The 14,801-nt window shown below is 53.6% G+C and carries 15 protein-coding genes; 12 read left to right on the top strand and 3 right to left on the bottom strand.

Features of this window, described 5'->3' with window-relative positions; translation table 11 throughout:
* Positions 1–17 precede the first annotated feature (17 nt).
* Positions 18–1,016 (bottom strand): ornithine carbamoyltransferase, encoded by a 999-nt coding sequence (gene argF, locus GOB58_RS06400; RefSeq protein WP_086553999.1) that lies wholly within the window; start codon positions 1,014–1,016, stop codon positions 18–20.
* A complete protein-coding gene (locus tag GOB58_RS06395; RefSeq protein ID WP_173559635.1) occupies positions 1,016–2,212 on the bottom strand; it encodes an aspartate aminotransferase family protein in 1,197 nt (398 codons plus the stop codon). The genes argF and GOB58_RS06395 overlap by 1 nt, the downstream gene beginning before the upstream one ends.
* A gap of 237 nt (positions 2,213–2,449) precedes the next feature.
* Here GOB58_RS06395 and GOB58_RS06390 point away from each other — a divergent pair, with 237 nt between their 5' ends.
* The 7 genes from GOB58_RS06390 to GOB58_RS06360 all read left to right on the top strand — a co-directional run bounded on the left by GOB58_RS06390 (position 2,450) and on the right by GOB58_RS06360 (position 6,840).
* Positions 2,450–3,106 (top strand): regulatory protein RecX, encoded by a 657-nt coding sequence (locus GOB58_RS06390; protein ID WP_265792925.1) that lies wholly within the window; start codon positions 2,450–2,452, stop codon positions 3,104–3,106.
* A complete protein-coding gene (locus GOB58_RS06385) occupies positions 3,076–3,537 on the top strand; it encodes a CHAP domain-containing protein (RefSeq protein ID WP_173559633.1) in 462 nt (153 codons plus the stop codon). Before GOB58_RS06390 ends, GOB58_RS06385 begins: the two co-directional genes overlap by 31 nt.
* A gap of 156 nt (positions 3,538–3,693) precedes the next feature.
* Complete coding sequence (locus GOB58_RS06380; RefSeq protein WP_086554003.1) at positions 3,694–3,936, top strand: twin-arginine translocase TatA/TatE family subunit; 243 nt, start codon at positions 3,694–3,696, stop codon at positions 3,934–3,936.
* Between the two features lie 96 nt (positions 3,937–4,032).
* Positions 4,033–4,641: a methylthioribulose 1-phosphate dehydratase gene (locus GOB58_RS06375; protein WP_173559632.1), complete on the top strand. Its 609-nt coding sequence runs from the start codon at positions 4,033–4,035 to the stop codon at positions 4,639–4,641.
* On the top strand, positions 4,638–5,183 hold the full coding sequence (locus GOB58_RS06370) for a 1,2-dihydroxy-3-keto-5-methylthiopentene dioxygenase (protein ID WP_173559631.1): 546 nt from the start codon (positions 4,638–4,640) through the stop codon (positions 5,181–5,183). Before GOB58_RS06375 ends, GOB58_RS06370 begins: the two co-directional genes overlap by 4 nt.
* The gene (gene mtnC, locus GOB58_RS06365; RefSeq protein ID WP_173559630.1) at positions 5,180–5,893 is read left to right on the top strand and encodes an acireductone synthase; all 714 of its coding nucleotides are present in this window, start codon (positions 5,180–5,182) and stop codon (positions 5,891–5,893) included. Before GOB58_RS06370 ends, mtnC begins: the two co-directional genes overlap by 4 nt.
* Before the next feature lie 2 nt (positions 5,894–5,895).
* Entirely contained in the window at positions 5,896–6,840 is a 945-nt protein-coding gene (locus tag GOB58_RS06360; RefSeq protein WP_086554007.1) for a bifunctional riboflavin kinase/FAD synthetase, read from the top strand.
* 20 nt (positions 6,841–6,860) lie between these two features.
* On the opposite strand, the gene GOB58_RS06355 is transcribed toward GOB58_RS06360, so the two are convergent.
* Positions 6,861–7,190 (bottom strand): hypothetical protein, encoded by a 330-nt coding sequence (locus tag GOB58_RS06355; protein WP_173559629.1) that lies wholly within the window; start codon positions 7,188–7,190, stop codon positions 6,861–6,863.
* Between GOB58_RS06355 and ileS the strand changes: the two genes are divergently transcribed.
* The 5 genes from ileS to GOB58_RS06330 all read left to right on the top strand — a co-directional run bounded on the left by ileS (position 7,189) and on the right by GOB58_RS06330 (position 14,756).
* A complete protein-coding gene (ileS, locus tag GOB58_RS06350) occupies positions 7,189–10,101 on the top strand; it encodes an isoleucine--tRNA ligase (RefSeq protein WP_173559628.1) in 2,913 nt (970 codons plus the stop codon). The two genes, GOB58_RS06355 and ileS, sit on opposite strands and share 2 nt — an antisense overlap.
* 44 nt (positions 10,102–10,145) lie before the next feature.
* Positions 10,146–10,592: a signal peptidase II gene (gene lspA / locus GOB58_RS06345; RefSeq protein WP_233133298.1), complete on the top strand. Its 447-nt coding sequence runs from the start codon at positions 10,146–10,148 to the stop codon at positions 10,590–10,592.
* A 56-nt stretch (positions 10,593–10,648) separates the two neighbouring features.
* Complete coding sequence (locus GOB58_RS06340; RefSeq protein ID WP_086554010.1) at positions 10,649–11,185, top strand: DUF3035 domain-containing protein; 537 nt, start codon at positions 10,649–10,651, stop codon at positions 11,183–11,185.
* A gap of 16 nt (positions 11,186–11,201) precedes the next feature.
* A complete protein-coding gene (gene mutL / locus GOB58_RS06335; protein WP_173559627.1) occupies positions 11,202–13,097 on the top strand; it encodes a DNA mismatch repair endonuclease MutL in 1,896 nt (631 codons plus the stop codon).
* 129 nt (positions 13,098–13,226) lie between these two features.
* Positions 13,227–14,756, top strand: a complete 1,530-nt coding sequence (locus GOB58_RS06330; RefSeq protein ID WP_086554011.1) for a complex I subunit 4 family protein — start codon at positions 13,227–13,229, stop codon at positions 14,754–14,756.
* Positions 14,757–14,801 lie beyond the last annotated feature (45 nt).

Raw genomic sequence — 14,801 nt, 5'->3', positions numbered from 1 at the left:
TTCTTTTCGTTAAAGCGTTAGTCCTGACCCATTGAGAGCCAGTCGGCACCACCCATAGCCCAGGCAAGAATACCTTTTTGTGCATGAAGGCGGTTTTCGGCCTCATCAAATACAACAGAGTGTTTTCCTTCAAAAACATCCTGCGTGACTTCCTCGCCTATATGGGCAGGCAGGCAGTGCATAAAAAGGGCGTCAGGGGCAGCAAGGGCCATAAGCCTGGAATCAACGCGGTATGGTTCGAGTTTCAGAATGCGCGATGTCGCTTCGTCCTGCGAGTCAGACATGCTGATCCAGGTATCTGTGATAACGCAGTCGGCTCCGCGCACGGCATCCTGGGGGCTTTGCGTCCACTCAATTTTTCCGCCTTCGCGTGCAGCCCACTCAAGTGTGGGCTGGTGCGGCAGCATATCGGGTGGTGTGGCAGCGCGCAGAGTAAAACCGAAACGCACAGCGCCTTCGATCAGTGAGGTCAGTACGTTATTGCCGTCACCTGTCCAGGCAAAAGTCCGTCCTTTTACCGGGCCGCGTTTTTCTTCAAAGGTCAGGATGTCAGCCAGAATCTGTACCGGATGAGAGGAGGGCGTGAGGCCGTTAATAACGGGCACCGAACTCCATTTTGCCAGGGCATGCAGAGACTCTGTTTTGCCCGTGCGCAGAACCAGTGAATCGACAAAGCGTGACAGCACCCGCCCTGTGTCAGCAATGGTTTCGCCTCGTCCAAGCTGCATTTCTGAGGGGCTGAGAATAACGGCATCACCCCCCAGCTGGCGGATGCCAACCTCGAAGGAGACACGCGTACGGGTAGAGGGTTTGGAAAGAATGATCCCCAGTGTCCGTCCCGCCAGTGGTGTGCGGGGATGCAGCGGAAAACGGCGGTTCTGCTGCATTTTTTTGATATCGCGGGCAACGTCAAGAATCTGACGCAGGGTTGTTGCGTCAATATCTTTCAGGTCGAGGAAATGCCGCAGAGTGGTGTCAGATGAGGCAGACACAGCAGGAGATAAAACGTCAGACATTATACAGCCTCCGCAGCGTTCTGGTTTACACTGAGCAGCTCAGCAGTTTTTTTAAGGCAGGAGACAGCCTCAAGACATTCATCTTCAGTCACCGTCAGTGGAGGAAGCAGGCGCAGCACATTGTCACCAGCCGTGACACAGAGCAGCCCGGCCTCAGTTGCAGCCTCAAGCACGTTACCTGCCGGTGGCACACAATGCAGGCCGATCAGCAGGCCACGTCCGCGGCGCGCATCGAAAACACCCGGATGTTGGGTGATCAGCTCATCGAGTAATGTGTCGAGTAGTCTGGCCCGTGCACAGACCTGGTCCAGAAAGCCGGGTGCAAGCAGTACATCAAGCACGGCATTGGCTGCGGCACAGGCCAGAGGGCTGCCACCAAAAGTGGTGCCATGGGTGCCAAAAGTCATAGCTTTTGCGACAGTCTCGGTTGCCAGAACCGCACCGATCGGAAAGCCTCCGCCAAGACCTTTAGCTGTTGACATCACATCTGGTAAGACACCGGCCCATTCATGAGCAAAGAGCCGGCCTGTGCGGCCAACACCCGTCTGCACTTCATCAAAAGCCAGCAGAACCCCGGTTTCATCACATAGTGCACGAAGCTGGCTTAAAAATTCGCCAGAGGCTGCCCTGATGCCGCTTTCGCCCTGGATGGGTTCAAGCATAATGGCGCAGGTGCGTGCGGTGAGTGCTTTTTTGACCGCTTCAATGTCGTTAAAAGGTACGTGAATAAAGTCAGGCACGGGTGTGCCAAAACCATCGAGATATTTTGGGTTGCCTGTTGCTGAAAGCATAGCAAGGGTACGGCCATGAAAAGCCCCGTCCATGCAGATAATTTCAGTGCGTTCGGGGTGGCCGGCAAGGGCCTGTGCACGGCGTGCAAATTTTACCATGCCCTCATTAGCTTCAGCCCCGGAGTTGCAGAAGAACACACTGTCAGCAAAGCTGTGTTCTGTCAGGCGCTGTGCCAGCTTTTCAGCCTGAGGAATGCGAAACAGGTTTGAGACATGCATAACTTTTGCAGCCTGCTGCTGAATAGCGTTAACCAGGTGAGGGTGTGCATGGCCGAGCGAGCAGGTTGCTATGCCGGCGGCAAAGTCCAGGAATCGTCGCCCGTCAGTCGTGTACAGCCATGCGCCTTCGCCTTTTTCAAAGGCAAGATTGGCGCGGTTGTAGGTAGGGGTCAGAGCTGGAATCATGGAGAATATCTTTACATTACCGTCGTTAAAAGTTTCTGGACGCGTTCGGATGGAGGCACAAAAACAGAAAAGCCCGCTGCCTGTACGGAGCGGGTGATCTGTCATGCAACGCTATGATGGGCCAGCAAAAGGCGATAAGTCAAATATGTTACGTTAAAAAGTCTTGAAGAAAACGGGTTTCTGCCATCAGATGAAAAAGAATAACCGTGTATTTTATCGGGAGTGCAGGTGGTCTTTGTGACAATTCCTTCTGAATGCCCCCCACCGCCTGATCGCACACGATTGCGTGAGGTCGCTCTGGCGCATCTCGCGCGGTTTGCCGCGACACGCCATGACCTTGAGCAGGTTTTGTTCCGTCGTGTTGCCAGGTGGGAGCGTGCAGCCCTGAAAGCCGGAGTGGACCGGGATGATCTGACTGGTAAGAGTGAAGCTCTGCGCGACGTTATTAAAGAGGTCGCCGCTGACATGGTGCGGCTCGGTGCGGTTAATGATGAGGATTATGCACGGGCGCGGGCGCGGCGGCTGGTCCGGTCCGGCCGCTCTGGTAAGGCTGTGCAGGCGCATCTGGCGTCCCATGGTGTGGATGCCCCGTTACGTGAGGCCGCTCTTGAAGGTGCTGTGGAAAGTTTTTCGGCCCAGGAAACAGAGCTTGCCGCAGCGCTTGTGCTGGCACGGAAAAGACGGCTTGGGCCTTTTGCCTCTTTGCCGCGCCTGAACAGCAGAGTTACCGCTCAGGCAGAAGATGACGGGCCTCAGGCTGAGCAGGCTATGCGTCATAAAGCACTCGGTGTTTTTGCGCGCTCGGGTTTTGGTCATGATGTGGCCCGGCGGGTGCTCGATATGGAAGCAGAGGAAGCTGAAGAATGGACCGAGCGTCTGCGTGCCGAGTCGTAAGGCAGAGCATTTTTTGTCTTGCTTTGCTGGTGCTCTCGGCCTGCGGGGGAGGGTGGAATGGCAGGCTTCAGTGTGCACCCTACGCACGTGAGCACTCTCAGGTAAGTTTGTTGCATGGTGATGCCGCAAGCTGGTGGTGGCAGGCGAAGGGGCGTTATGTCAGGTCGTCTGTGCCACAGCCGGGGGATGTGCTGGTGTTTCGCTCAACACGTCGCCTGCCGGCGGGGCATGTGTCTGTTGTGCGTAAAGTCAAAAATAGTCGCTGGATTATTGTTGATCACGCAAACTGGGAGCCCGGACGGGTGACCCGTAATGCCCCTGTGCAGGATGTTTCGGCAGCGAATAACTGGACGAAAGTAAAGGTCTGGTGGGCCCCGATTGATGGGATGGGCAAAACTGTTTATCCTGCCTATGGCTTCATACAGCCCTAGGCTGGTAGAGATCTGTCGTGGCGTTGTGACAAAACAGATATAAATCATGTCGTGGGCTTGTCAGATCATCATCTGACACGTCATGTGCATGGCAGAATATTTTAAGGTAGTATAACCGCGCGCAGAGCTGGCGTGTGGTCAATGAGGGGCAGCAGAATGGGTAGTTTTAGCATCTGGCACTGGCTGATAGTTCTGGCTGTTGTTGTGGTGGTGTTTGGTGGCGGTGGTAAAATCAGCTCTCTTATGGGTGATTTTGCTAAGGGCCTTAAGTCATTTAAAAAACATATGGCTGACGATGAGCCCATGAACCAGGAGCCACCCGTTTCAGGCGGGCAAATTCCTTCTCCGCCACCGTCTGCCACAACTGAGCAGACCGCACAGCGTGAGAAAACACACTAAATCTGTTGCAGTGGCGGTCTGAATTTTTTCGTATTATACAAGGCCTCTGACGCGCCTGCATATCCGGCGTATTCAGAGAGAGGTTGAGCGGGCGTAATGACTGATTTTGCACATGCTGTCAGAGATATTCTTCAGGCAGGGCAGCGTATGGACAGCAGAGGCTGGGTGCCCGCTACAGCGGGTAACATCAGCCGCCGCCTTGAGGATGGTGCCATCGCGATAACCCGCTCGGGTGGGCACAAGGGCTTTTTGCAGGCTGATGGCGTTATCACTGTCGATATGCAGGGCAGGCCTCTGCGTCAGCAGGACGTGCCAAGCGCTGAAACATTGCTGCATTGTCAGATTTATCGCAACGACCCGACGGCGGGTGCTGTGCTGCATGGGCATTCAGTTGCGGCCACAGTCTTGTCTATGCTGAGTGCCGACCCTGCTCTGGTGCTTTCAGACTATGAAGTGCTCAAAGTGTTTGAAGGGCAGACAACCCACAAAACCAGCGTGTCGGTCCCTGTGTTTGAGAATGATCAGGATATTGCGCGTCTGGCCGGCGTTGTTGAGCCCTTTTTTGGTCGTATGTCTGCCGGGTATATTATTCGCGGGCACGGGGTCTATGTCTGGGGTAAAAATATGACAACGGCTCTGGCACGCCTTGAAGGGCTCGAGTTTTTGCTGGCCTGTGAGCTTGAAAGAAGGAAACTGGCGCGATGAGCACTCTTACCATCTTTGAGGATACAGCACCCGGGCAGGCTGTTGTACAAACATCTGACCCTGCGCAGATAGCTGCGCTCCTTAAACCTTTTAATGTGCGTTTTGAGCGTTGGGAGGGGCCTGAAATTCCTCCGCGTGATGCTGATGAGACCACAGTGCTTACAGCATACCGTCCGTTTCTTGATCGCCTTATGGGTGAAACAGGTGCCGGTTCGGCCGATGTTCTGCGGGTTAATGCACAAACGCCGAACTATGGGGCACTGCGCAAAAAATTCCTGTCAGAGCATACGCATAGCGAAGATGAAGTGCGTTTTTTTGTGCATGGCAGCGGTCATTTCGTTCTGCATATTGACGACCGGATTTATGATGTCGAATGCTGTCAGTCAGATCTGATCTCAGTGCCTGAAGGGTATAAGCACTGGTTTGATGGCGGCCCGGCTCCTGATTTTGTCACTCTGCGTATCTTTACGCACAAGGAAGGCTGGATTGCGGATTATACCGACACCGATCTGGCACAACGTTTTCTGGTGTATCCACAGTGAAATCTTCTGTTTCAGCTCCCCGCGTTGTTCTGCTCGACATTGAGGGAACAACAGCACCGGTGTCTTTTGTGCACCAGATTCTTTTTCCCTACGCCCGCGGGTGTCTGAAAGACTACCTTGATGAGCATGCTGATGATGCAGCCGTGCAGAAAATCGTCGCGGATGTCAGAAAAATTGCTCCTGATAAGTCACCGGCAGAGCAGCTGATCAGCTGGATTGATGAGGATGCAAAAGTTGCTCCGCTGAAAGAGCTGCAGGGGCTGATCTGGGCCAGAGGGTACCAGCAGGGTGAGCTGACAGCCCGCCTTTACCCTGATGTTGCGCCTGTGCTGCAAAAATGGTCTGAAAATGGTCTGACACTGGCTGTTTACTCCTCAGGTTCTGAAGCGGCTCAGAGGTTGATTTATGGCCATACAGAGCAGGGTGATCTGACACCGCTTTTCAGTCATTTTTTTGATCTCAGAGTGGGTGGTAAGAAAGAAGCTGACAGTTACCGGGCGATCGTGAAGGAAGCCGGCTGGCAGGCTGCTGATGTTTTGTTCCTTTCTGATGTAACTGCTGAGCTTGATGCCGCGGCTGAAGCCGGGCTGAAAGTGTGTCAGGTTGTGCGGCCTGAAGATGGTACAGTTGCCGGCACGTCGCACCCTGTCGCAGCCAGCCTGCCAGAGGCTGCCCGCCACTTTGCCCTGCCTGGTCAGGAGGGCGCGTAAGTATGACAGCACGGCTGCACAAAGACTGGAAATCAGTTCCGGATGAGGTGCGGGGATGTGCGGCAGCGCTGGGGAATTTTGATGGGGTGCATCGCGGCCATGCGCACCTTGTCCGGACATTGCATAGTGCCCGGCCTGATTTGCCTCTGGCCGTTGTTGCGTTTGAACCCCACCCGGGTGAGTTGTTCCGCCCGACTGAGCCACCCTTCCGGCTCACTTTGTCTGCTGAGCGGCTTGCAGCTTTGTCTGCTCTTGGTGTGAAGCATGTTTTCCAGATTCGCTTCGATGAAGCTTTTTCCCACATGCCGGCAGAACGTTTCGCTGAAGATGTTCTGAGCGAGGCTCTTGGGCTGAAGCATGTCGCCTGCGGGGCTGATTTTTGTTTCGGGTTCAAACGCTCAGGTAATGCCGAGTTTCTGGCAGAGCGGTGCGGCGAACTGAATATGGGCTTTATAGCCGTTTCGGCCCTGACAGATGAAGCCGGCCCTTATTCCTCCACTCGTATTCGTAAACTTCTTAAAGCCGGTCAGCCTGAAAGAGCAGCTGAGGAGCTTGGACGTTTATGGTCGGTGCATGGTGTTGTGCAGCACGGAGCAAAGCGCGGGCGACTACTGGGTTTTCCGACCGCAAATATTGCGCTTGGTCGCCATCTTGAGCCTGCGCGCGGTGTTTATGCTGTCACAGTGCGCCTGACAAATGGTTCTGCTTATGCTGGTGTCGCCAATATTGGCATTCGCCCCACGATTGATGACGGGCTTGAAAGTCGCCTCGAAGTGCATTTATTTGACTATGAGGGCGATTTGTACGGTCAGGAAGTCTCTGTGGCATTGCACCGTATGCTGCGTCCTGAAAAACGGTTTGACGGCCTCGATGCGCTGAGGCAGCAGATCACCCGTGACGCAGACGAGGCCCGTCAGGTCATTGATCAGGAAAGAGGGAGCTTATGAAAAGGCTGCTTGGTATTCTGTTATATGTGATAGGGCTGCCGTTTCTCGGAGTTCTGCTCTGGTTTCTTGTCCCGCCCGAGCAGTATCTGAGAACGGTCGTTGCGGCATTTTTTACCTATATCGTGTCGATCTATTTGATAGATGATCTGCTTTTCAGGCAAAAAAACCATCGTATTTCCTGATTTTGACGTTTTTCGGGCCTTCTTTTGTGCGGCAGAGCGTTTTCTGCACTGTAATTGCTTGACCCGCAGGGCCTTCGTCAGGATAACCTGAAGAGATATGTGTGACGGCAGAGCCTGCCTGTCACGTTGTGTGCTGAACCCCAATAAGAGTGACGTCTGCCGTTCCATGTCTAAATCCAGCAGCGATACGGAAAAAACCTCTCCCGCCGATCTTTATCGCGATACGGTTTTTTTACCGCGTACTTCTTTCCCCATGCGAGGCAGTCTGCCTGTACGCGAGCCTGAGTGGCTGAAAAAATGGGAAGAAAACGGGCTGGATGATCAGATTAAAATACAGAGTGAAGGGCGCCAGCCTTTTACGCTGCATGATGGCCCTCCCTATGCAAACGGTCACCTGCATATTGGCCATGCGCTCAATAAAATTGGTAAAGATGTTATCAATCGTGCGCGTCGCATGTCGGGTTACGCTGTACGCTATATTCCAGGCTGGGACTGTCATGGCCTTCCGATCGAATGGAAGGTTGAAGAAGAGTACAGCAAGAGTAAGCGTAACAAAGAGAGTGTTCCGGTCCTTGAGTTCAGGGCCGAATGTCGCGCCTATGCCGCAAAATGGCTGAATGTGCAGATGGAGGAGTTCAAACGCCTGGGTGTTCAGGCAGAGTGGACGAATCGTTATGCAACGATGGACTTCTCTTCTGAGGCAGCCATTGTGCAGGAGATCGGCCGTTTTCTGCTGAATGGCGGGTTATATCGTGGTCTTCGCCCTGTCATGTGGAGCCCGGTTGAAAAAACTGCCCTGGCTGAAGCTGAAATCGAATATCGCGATCATAAATCGACAACTGTTCTGGTTGCTTTCCCTGTTGTCAGAGACCCGACCGCTGCTCAGGCGCTGCAGGATGTCTCTGTCGTTATCTGGACAACAACACCCTGGACGCTGCCAGCTAACCGTGCTCTGGCCTATGGCCCTGAGATCACCTATGTCGTTCTGCGTATTGACGAGACAGCTCCCGATGCGCTGCTGGCGCCCGGATCAAGGGTTCTGGTTGCTGAATCACTGATAGGTGCTTTCTGTCGTGATGCGCACATCACAGCTCATCATGTGGTGTATACGCTGCCAGGCAGCGCGCTTGAGGGCGTTGTCTGTGCACATCCGCTGCGTGGCTCTGGCTATGAGTATGATGTGCCCATGCTGCCAGGCGACTTTGTAACGACCGATGCGGGTACCGGCCTCGTTCACATGGCGCCTTCACATGGTGAGGATGATTTCCGCCTTTGTCGTTCGTATGGCATTGAAGTGCCAGAAATTGTGCAGGATGACGGTCTTTATGCGCCATGGGTGCCTGGCTTTGCCGGTGTACATGTTTTTAAGGCTGCCGATGTCGTTTGTGCCGCACTGACTGACAGCATGCAGCAGAGAATAGCCCAAAAGCAGTCTCCTGCTGGTCTTGTTGCCCGTGGTGAGCTGGTTCACTCTTATCCGCATTCATGGCGTTCACGTGCTCCGGTCATTTATCGTGCAACACCTCAGTGGTTTATCCGGATGGATGGTGAGGGGGATCTGCGTGAGAAAGCTCTCAACGCGCTTGACGGTGTAAATTTTGTCCCGGCTCAGGCACGTAACCGACTGACCTCAATGGTGCGTAACCGTCCTGACTGGTGTATCAGCCGTCAGCGTGCCTGGGGTGTGCCTATTGCTGTGTTTGTCGAAAAACGCTCAGGTGAGGTGTTGCGTGACCCGGCAGTGATGCAGCGCATTGTTGAGGCTTTTCGTGAAGAGGGGGCTGATGTCTGGTATAGTGCGCCGGCTTCGCGCTTCCTTGGAGCTGATCGTAACCCTGACGATTATGAGCAGGTGTTTGATATCGTCGATGTCTGGTTTGAAAGTGGTTCAACACATGCTTTCGTTCTTGGGCAGCCAGGCCTGACATTCCCGGCCGATGTTTATCTCGAAGGCTCAGATCAGCATCGTGGCTGGTTCCAGTCCTCTCTGCTTGAGAGCGTTGGTACCCGGGGTGTTTCACCTTTCAGAACGCTCGTGACAAATGGCTTTGTGCTTGATGAGCAGGGCCGTAAGATGTCAAAATCCCTGGGTAATGTTATTGCCCCGCAGGAGGTAAATGACAGTCTTGGTGCTGATATTCTGCGTCTGTGGGTGATGAACTCAGATACGCATGAAGATTTGCGTATCGGCAAAGAAATCCTTAAGCAGCAGGGTGAGCTGTACCGGCGTTTGCGCAACACTCTGCGCTGGGTGCTGGGTGCTCTCGAAGGGTTTGAGGCTGATGAGGCTGTACCGTATAACGAACTGCCCGAACTTGAGCGCTGGGTGCTGCACAGACTGACTGATCTGGGCGGCCTGGTTAACAGCGCGGTAGAAACTCATCAGTGGGTTGGCGTTTATCCGGCTCTGCATGGTTTCTGCACGACCGACCTGTCAGCATTTTATTTCGATATTCGTAAAGATACGCTCTACTGTGATGCTCCTGATACGCTGACACGTCGCGCAACCCGCACGGTGCTTGATATTCTGCATCGTTGCCTGACCACGTGGCTTGCTCCAGTGCTGGTGTTTACAGCTGAGGAGGCCTGGACCGCTCGCTTTGGTGAGGGTTCAAGCGTGCATCTGCAGGCGTTCCCTGAGCTGCCCGCTGAGTGGAATAACCCTGAGCTTGATGAACGCTGGGTCAAACTGCGTGGTGTAAGACGTATTATTACAACCGAAATTGAAGATGCCCGCCGTAATGGTACAATCGGATCTTCATTACAGGCGCAGGTTGAGCTGACCTTGTCAGAAGAGGAAGCCGGTCTGTTTGCCGGTGTTGACTGGTCTGAGCTGTGTATTGTTTCTCATGTTGATATCATGATCGACCCTCAGAGCAGCTCAGTTTATGTCGAGGGCTCTGAGGGTGGCCTGTTGCATGGTGCGCCTGTTGTACGTGCGGCTGAGGGTGAAAAATGTGTGCGTTGCTGGAAAGTACTGCCAGAGACAGGCTCCCGTCCTGACTACCCGGGGCTGTGCCTGCGCTGTGTGTCTGTGGTCGGCGCAACCTTAGCCCCTGATATGCAGGAGGGAGCGTGAGCAAACCTTTTTTGCTGCGCTCAGCGGGGCTGGGTCTGCTGGTTATGTTTCTGGTGCTTTCAGCTGACCAGCTAAGCAAATTCTGGATTCTCTACGGTCTTGACCTGCCAGAGAAAGGTTCGGTCTATGTTTTACCGTTCCTTAATTTCTCGATGGTGTGGAATCATGCCGTGACCTTTGGCCTGCTTGGCGGGGTTGCAGGGCCGTTTGTTTTTTCCGCAGTGGCGCTGGCTGTGGTATGTGGTTTGCTGGTGTGGATGTTTAAAACATCCAGCCGCCTGATAGCGGTTTGTGTCGGAGCAATTATTGGCGGCGCGATAGGTAATGTGATTGACCGTCTGCGTTATGGGGCAGTGGTTGATTTTCTGCACGCTCACGCTTTTGGTCATTCATGGTACGTGTTTAATATTGCTGACTCAGCTATTGTCTGTGCAGTAGGCGTTTTGTTGTTGCATAATATGCGTGCAGGCAATAAGCCGCAGGCCACTTAAACAAGAAAACCAGTCTGTGGTGTGCTGACTGGTCTGAAAAGGGTAAAAGGCAAAAAATGTCACGCTGTGTTGTAGGACTGACTTCTTCTTTCTTGTTATGCGGGTTAACGCTGCTGTCTGGCTGCACAGGGTCTGAAGCTGCACGTGCCTTTGGTCTTGAGCGCAGTATGCCTGATGAATATACGGTGACAACACGCGCACCACTTTCTATGCCGCCCATGAACGAACTGGCCAGGCCTGTCAGTGGCGCTGAGCGCCCTCAGGATGAGAGCGAGCGCCTGCAGGCTCTTGAAACTTTGTCTCCTGATGTTGCTCTGCATGGTGAAAGTGGTGCTTCCAGCTCAGGGCAGACAATTCTGGTTCAGTCAGCAACAGCCGCATCCGATGCATCAGATGAAGGCGGGCTTGAGCCGAATGATTCAGGTTTTGTTGATCAGATCATGTTCTGGCACGGTGGTACAGCCGGCTCAGTCGTTGATGCTGACAAAGAAAATGATCGCCTGAAAAAGAATGCAGCTCTTGGTAAGCCTTTGACTTCAGGGGCAACCCCAACGAAACCGGCTAACAAAAAGAGCTGGTATCAGCCCTGGTAAGATGGCCGCCTGACCCGTGTCAGCTGACATAATACCAGAGGGGCCGGGTGCAGTGCCGCTCCGGCCCAGGCTGCGCCGCCTGCCAGAGGTGCTGGTCAACCGCATCGCGGCAGGTGAGGTGATTGAGAGGCCTGCAGCGGCCTTAAAAGAGCTGGTTGAAAATGCCATCGATTCGGGTGCGCAGCGTCTTGATATTCGTCTGGAAGGTGGCGGCACTGACCGGATAATTGTTACAGACGATGGCTGTGGCATGACCCCCGATGAGTTGCTGCTGGCTGTTGAACGGCACTGCACCTCAAAGCTTAATGATGAAACCCTCGTGCGCATTACAACGCTTGGGTTTCGTGGTGAAGCTCTTCCTTCCATTGGTGCTGCGGCGCGTCTGACCATTACGTCACGTACTGCGCAGGATAGTACAGCCTGGCGTATACATGTGGCCGGAGGTAAAATTACACCTCCTGAACCTGTAGCGGGTGTGCCGGGTACCAGCGTTGTTGTTGAAGACCTTTTTTTTGCAACACCGGCTCGTCGTAAATTTCTTAAAAGTGCCAGGGTAGAAGGTAATCACGCTGAGGCTGCTATTCGCCGGCTTGCGCTCTCAGTGCCGGGTACCGCTTTCCGTTTCACGATGGATGGGCGTGAACGGCTTGACCTGCCTGCGCAGGATATGGCCGCCCGTGCCTCAGCTGTGCTGGGCGTGCAGGATGCTGATGGTTTTCTAAATATTCATGGTGAACGCGATGGAATGGTGCTGTCAGGTTTTGCCTGTGGCGCCTCTGTACACCGGGCAACAGGAGCCGGGCAGTTTATGCTGGTGAATAACCGGCCGGTTGTTGACCCTGTGCTGAAAACGGCTGTGAGTGTGGCATACCGCCGGGTTATGGAGGTGGGTCGGCACCCTGTACTGGTGCTGATGCTTGATATCCCGCCAGAAAAAGTTGATGTGAATGTTCATCCCGCTAAAACAGAGCTCCGTTTTGCTGATGAGGCTGCCGTCAGGTCACTGGTTATCGGCACGCTGAGCAGGGCATTAGAAGGAGGGGCAGGCTATGTCGGTGTCAGGCCCTCTTTACCGCCAGCCGGTCGTCCGGCTCGTATCTGGTATCCACCCGAGCAGACTGCTTTAGCGCAGGCTGCAACAGCGCCCTATCCGGCACAGAGCACCTTACATCGTCCTGCTGAAGGACGTCTGGCATTGCCTGACTCTCCTTCTGTCCGGGTTTTGCCTCCGCAGGAGCACAGATTTTCAGAGGGTGTCCGGGCACCGTTGCATCATCCCGAGCCTGTCACTGTTCATGTTGAGGATGAGACAGATTACCCTCTGGGTGGTGCTGTTGCGCAGGTTCTGGATACGTATGTGATTGCTGTTGCTTCTGATGGCGGCCTGGTGCTGGTTGACCAGCATGCAGCTCATGAGCGCCTGACCCATGAACGCATGCGTGAGCAGTTTCTGAGTGGTCAGGTAAAGGCGCAGCGTTTACTTGTGCCTGATGTCATTGATCTGCCACCTGCCCAGGTGGAGCTGCTTGTCGCCAGACAGGCTCTGCTCTCACAACTTGGTATAGAGCTTGAGGCCTTTGGTGCAGATGCTGTTCTGGTCAGAGGGTTGCCAGCTTTGCTGAATACCAGCGACTCGAGAGGTATTTTGCGTGATCTGGCAGAAGAGCTTGAGGCAGATGACAGCGGCAGACCTGATGAAATGCCTTCTCTGGATAGCAGGCTTGATGCTGTCATTGCCCGTATGGCCTGTCATGGCAGTATTCGGGCCGGTCGTCGCCTGACCCGCGAAGAGATGGATGCTTTGCTTCGTCAGATGGAGCAGACGCCCAGGGCAGGTACCTGCTCACATGGACGTCCGACATGGTTGAAATTTAGTAAAAAAGATCTCGAAAAGCTTTTTGGCCGCAGGTAGTGTTTCAGAGTATTTTATAAAAATTCCTGCAGGTCGGCTGAATGTGAACACTATTTCTCTGGTCGGCTGCAAGAAAAGGGAGCACAATAGAGCTCACTTATTTAGTGTAACCCGGATGGTGAGAACGCCGTGTACTCCAGCCTGCTTTCCATAATCACGTATCTTCCTTTAGCCGGCGTCCTGCTGGTCATTCTTATGGGAAGAGGCAATACCAAACAACTGGCAGCCAAATGGGTTGGGTTTGCAACCAGCCTTGCTGTCCTCGTCCTGAGCGTTATGTTGTGGTGTGGGTTCGACCCTAAAACACCCGGGCTACAGTTTGAGCAGCGTCTGGGCTGGATGACAGATTATGGTATGTCCTACCATACCGGCCTTGATGGTATTTCCCTGGTCTTTATCCTGCTGACAGCTGTGGTGACACCGCTGACACTCATGGTGAGCTGGAATTCTGTCAAAACGCAGATCAGCACCTTTACTGTGACAGTCCTTTTGCTTGAAACAGCTCTGTTTGGCCTGTTTTCAGCGCAGGATCTCATCCTGTTTTATATTTTCTATGAAGCAACGCTTATCCCTGCCAGTCTTATGATTGGTGTCTGGGGTGGTCGCCGCAGAATCTGGGCCTCTTTGCAGTTCTTTCTGTTCACTTTTGGTGGCTCGCTGTTCATGTTGCTTGCACTGGTCGCAATGTGGCTGAAAACAGGGACGACTGATATACAGGCTCTGATGAACGCAGGGTTCTCGCATCAGGTTCAGGGCTGGCTGCTGCTTGCTTTCATTCTTGCTTTTGGTGTGAAACTCCCGCTGTTTCCGCTGCATGCCTGGCTGCCTGATGCGTATACCGAGGCACCGGCTCCTGCGTCTGCTATGCTGTCGGGCATTTTGTCTAAGGCCGGTGCTTATGGGTTGCTGCGCTTTGGTATCCTGATGTTCCCTGAAGCAGCCCATGCCTTCGCTCCTTACGTTCTTGCGCTGGGCGTTGTGGCGATCATTTATGCGGCCTATATTGCCTTTGCACAGACCGATATGAAGCGGGTTATCGCATATTCCTCATTCTCTCATATGGGTATGATTGCTGTTGGTCTGTTCACGCTGACCGCAGAGGGGATTGATGGTGCTATTCTGCAAATGCTCTCACATGGTATCGTGATTGCTGCATTGTTCTTTTGTGTGTCAGTTATTGCCGTAAGAGCCGGGACCAGAGAGATCGGGCAGCTTGGTGGTGTTGCGCGACAGATGCCTTTGCTGGCGACATTTGCCATGCTTTTCACAATGGCGAATGTTGGTCTGCCAGGTACCAGCTCTTTTGCCGGTGAGTTACTGGTGATTATGGGTGCAGTACATGTGTCTTTGTGGGTTGCCTTACTGGCAGGCACCACCATGATCATGGGCGCTGTCTATATGCTTTATCTATACAAAGGCGTGTTGTTTGGCACAGTCAGAGAAACCACAAGTGCCTTGCGTGACCTGACGATGACAGAGGTTGCTGTGCTTGCTCCTCTGGCTGTTATTATTTTGTGGATGGGTATTTACCCCGGTACTTTTACCCGTCTTTTCGATCCGGTCGTGACGCAGAGTGTACAGGCTGAACTTATGAACAGAGCCGCTGCTGATCATACCGCGATGTTGCAGGCCCCACATGAGCATGCCGTTTACCGGTAAGGCCTGTAAAAGTTTTGCTGATGATAAAAGCCAGACCTGAGTGTC

This window comes from Acetobacter thailandicus, assembly GCF_011516655.1.
Taxonomy (GTDB): Bacteria; Pseudomonadota; Alphaproteobacteria; order Acetobacterales; family Acetobacteraceae; genus Acetobacter; species Acetobacter thailandicus.
The sequence above is the reverse complement of the archived record's forward strand: the minus strand, read 5'-3'. Positions and strand labels throughout refer to the sequence as shown.

What these genes read in the sequence shown, in the direction of transcription:
- lspA (WP_233133298.1), top strand. Translation starts at nt 10,146, where the DNA reads ATGTTTCTGGTGCTTTCAGCTGACCAGCTAAGCAAATTCTGGATTCTC.
- GOB58_RS06375 (WP_173559632.1), top strand. Translation starts at nt 4,033, where the DNA reads ATGACTGATTTTGCACATGCTGTCAGAGATATTCTTCAGGCAGGGCAG.
- GOB58_RS06370 (WP_173559631.1), top strand. Translation starts at nt 4,638, where the DNA reads ATGAGCACTCTTACCATCTTTGAGGATACAGCACCCGGGCAGGCTGTT.
- GOB58_RS06380 (WP_086554003.1), top strand. Translation starts at nt 3,694, where the DNA reads ATGGGTAGTTTTAGCATCTGGCACTGGCTGATAGTTCTGGCTGTTGTT.
- ileS (WP_173559628.1), top strand. Translation starts at nt 7,189, where the DNA reads ATGTCTAAATCCAGCAGCGATACGGAAAAAACCTCTCCCGCCGATCTT.
- argF (WP_086553999.1), bottom strand. Translation starts at nt 1,016, where the DNA reads ATGTCTGACGTTTTATCTCCTGCTGTGTCTGCCTCATCTGACACCACT.
- GOB58_RS06385 (WP_173559633.1), top strand. Translation starts at nt 3,076, where the DNA reads ATGGACCGAGCGTCTGCGTGCCGAGTCGTAAGGCAGAGCATTTTTTGT.
- GOB58_RS06360 (WP_086554007.1), top strand. Translation starts at nt 5,896, where the DNA reads ATGACAGCACGGCTGCACAAAGACTGGAAATCAGTTCCGGATGAGGTG.
- GOB58_RS06395 (WP_173559635.1), bottom strand. Translation starts at nt 2,212, where the DNA reads ATGATTCCAGCTCTGACCCCTACCTACAACCGCGCCAATCTTGCCTTT.
- GOB58_RS06340 (WP_086554010.1), top strand. Translation starts at nt 10,649, where the DNA reads ATGTCACGCTGTGTTGTAGGACTGACTTCTTCTTTCTTGTTATGCGGG.
- GOB58_RS06355 (WP_173559629.1), bottom strand. Translation starts at nt 7,190, where the DNA reads ATGGAACGGCAGACGTCACTCTTATTGGGGTTCAGCACACAACGTGAC.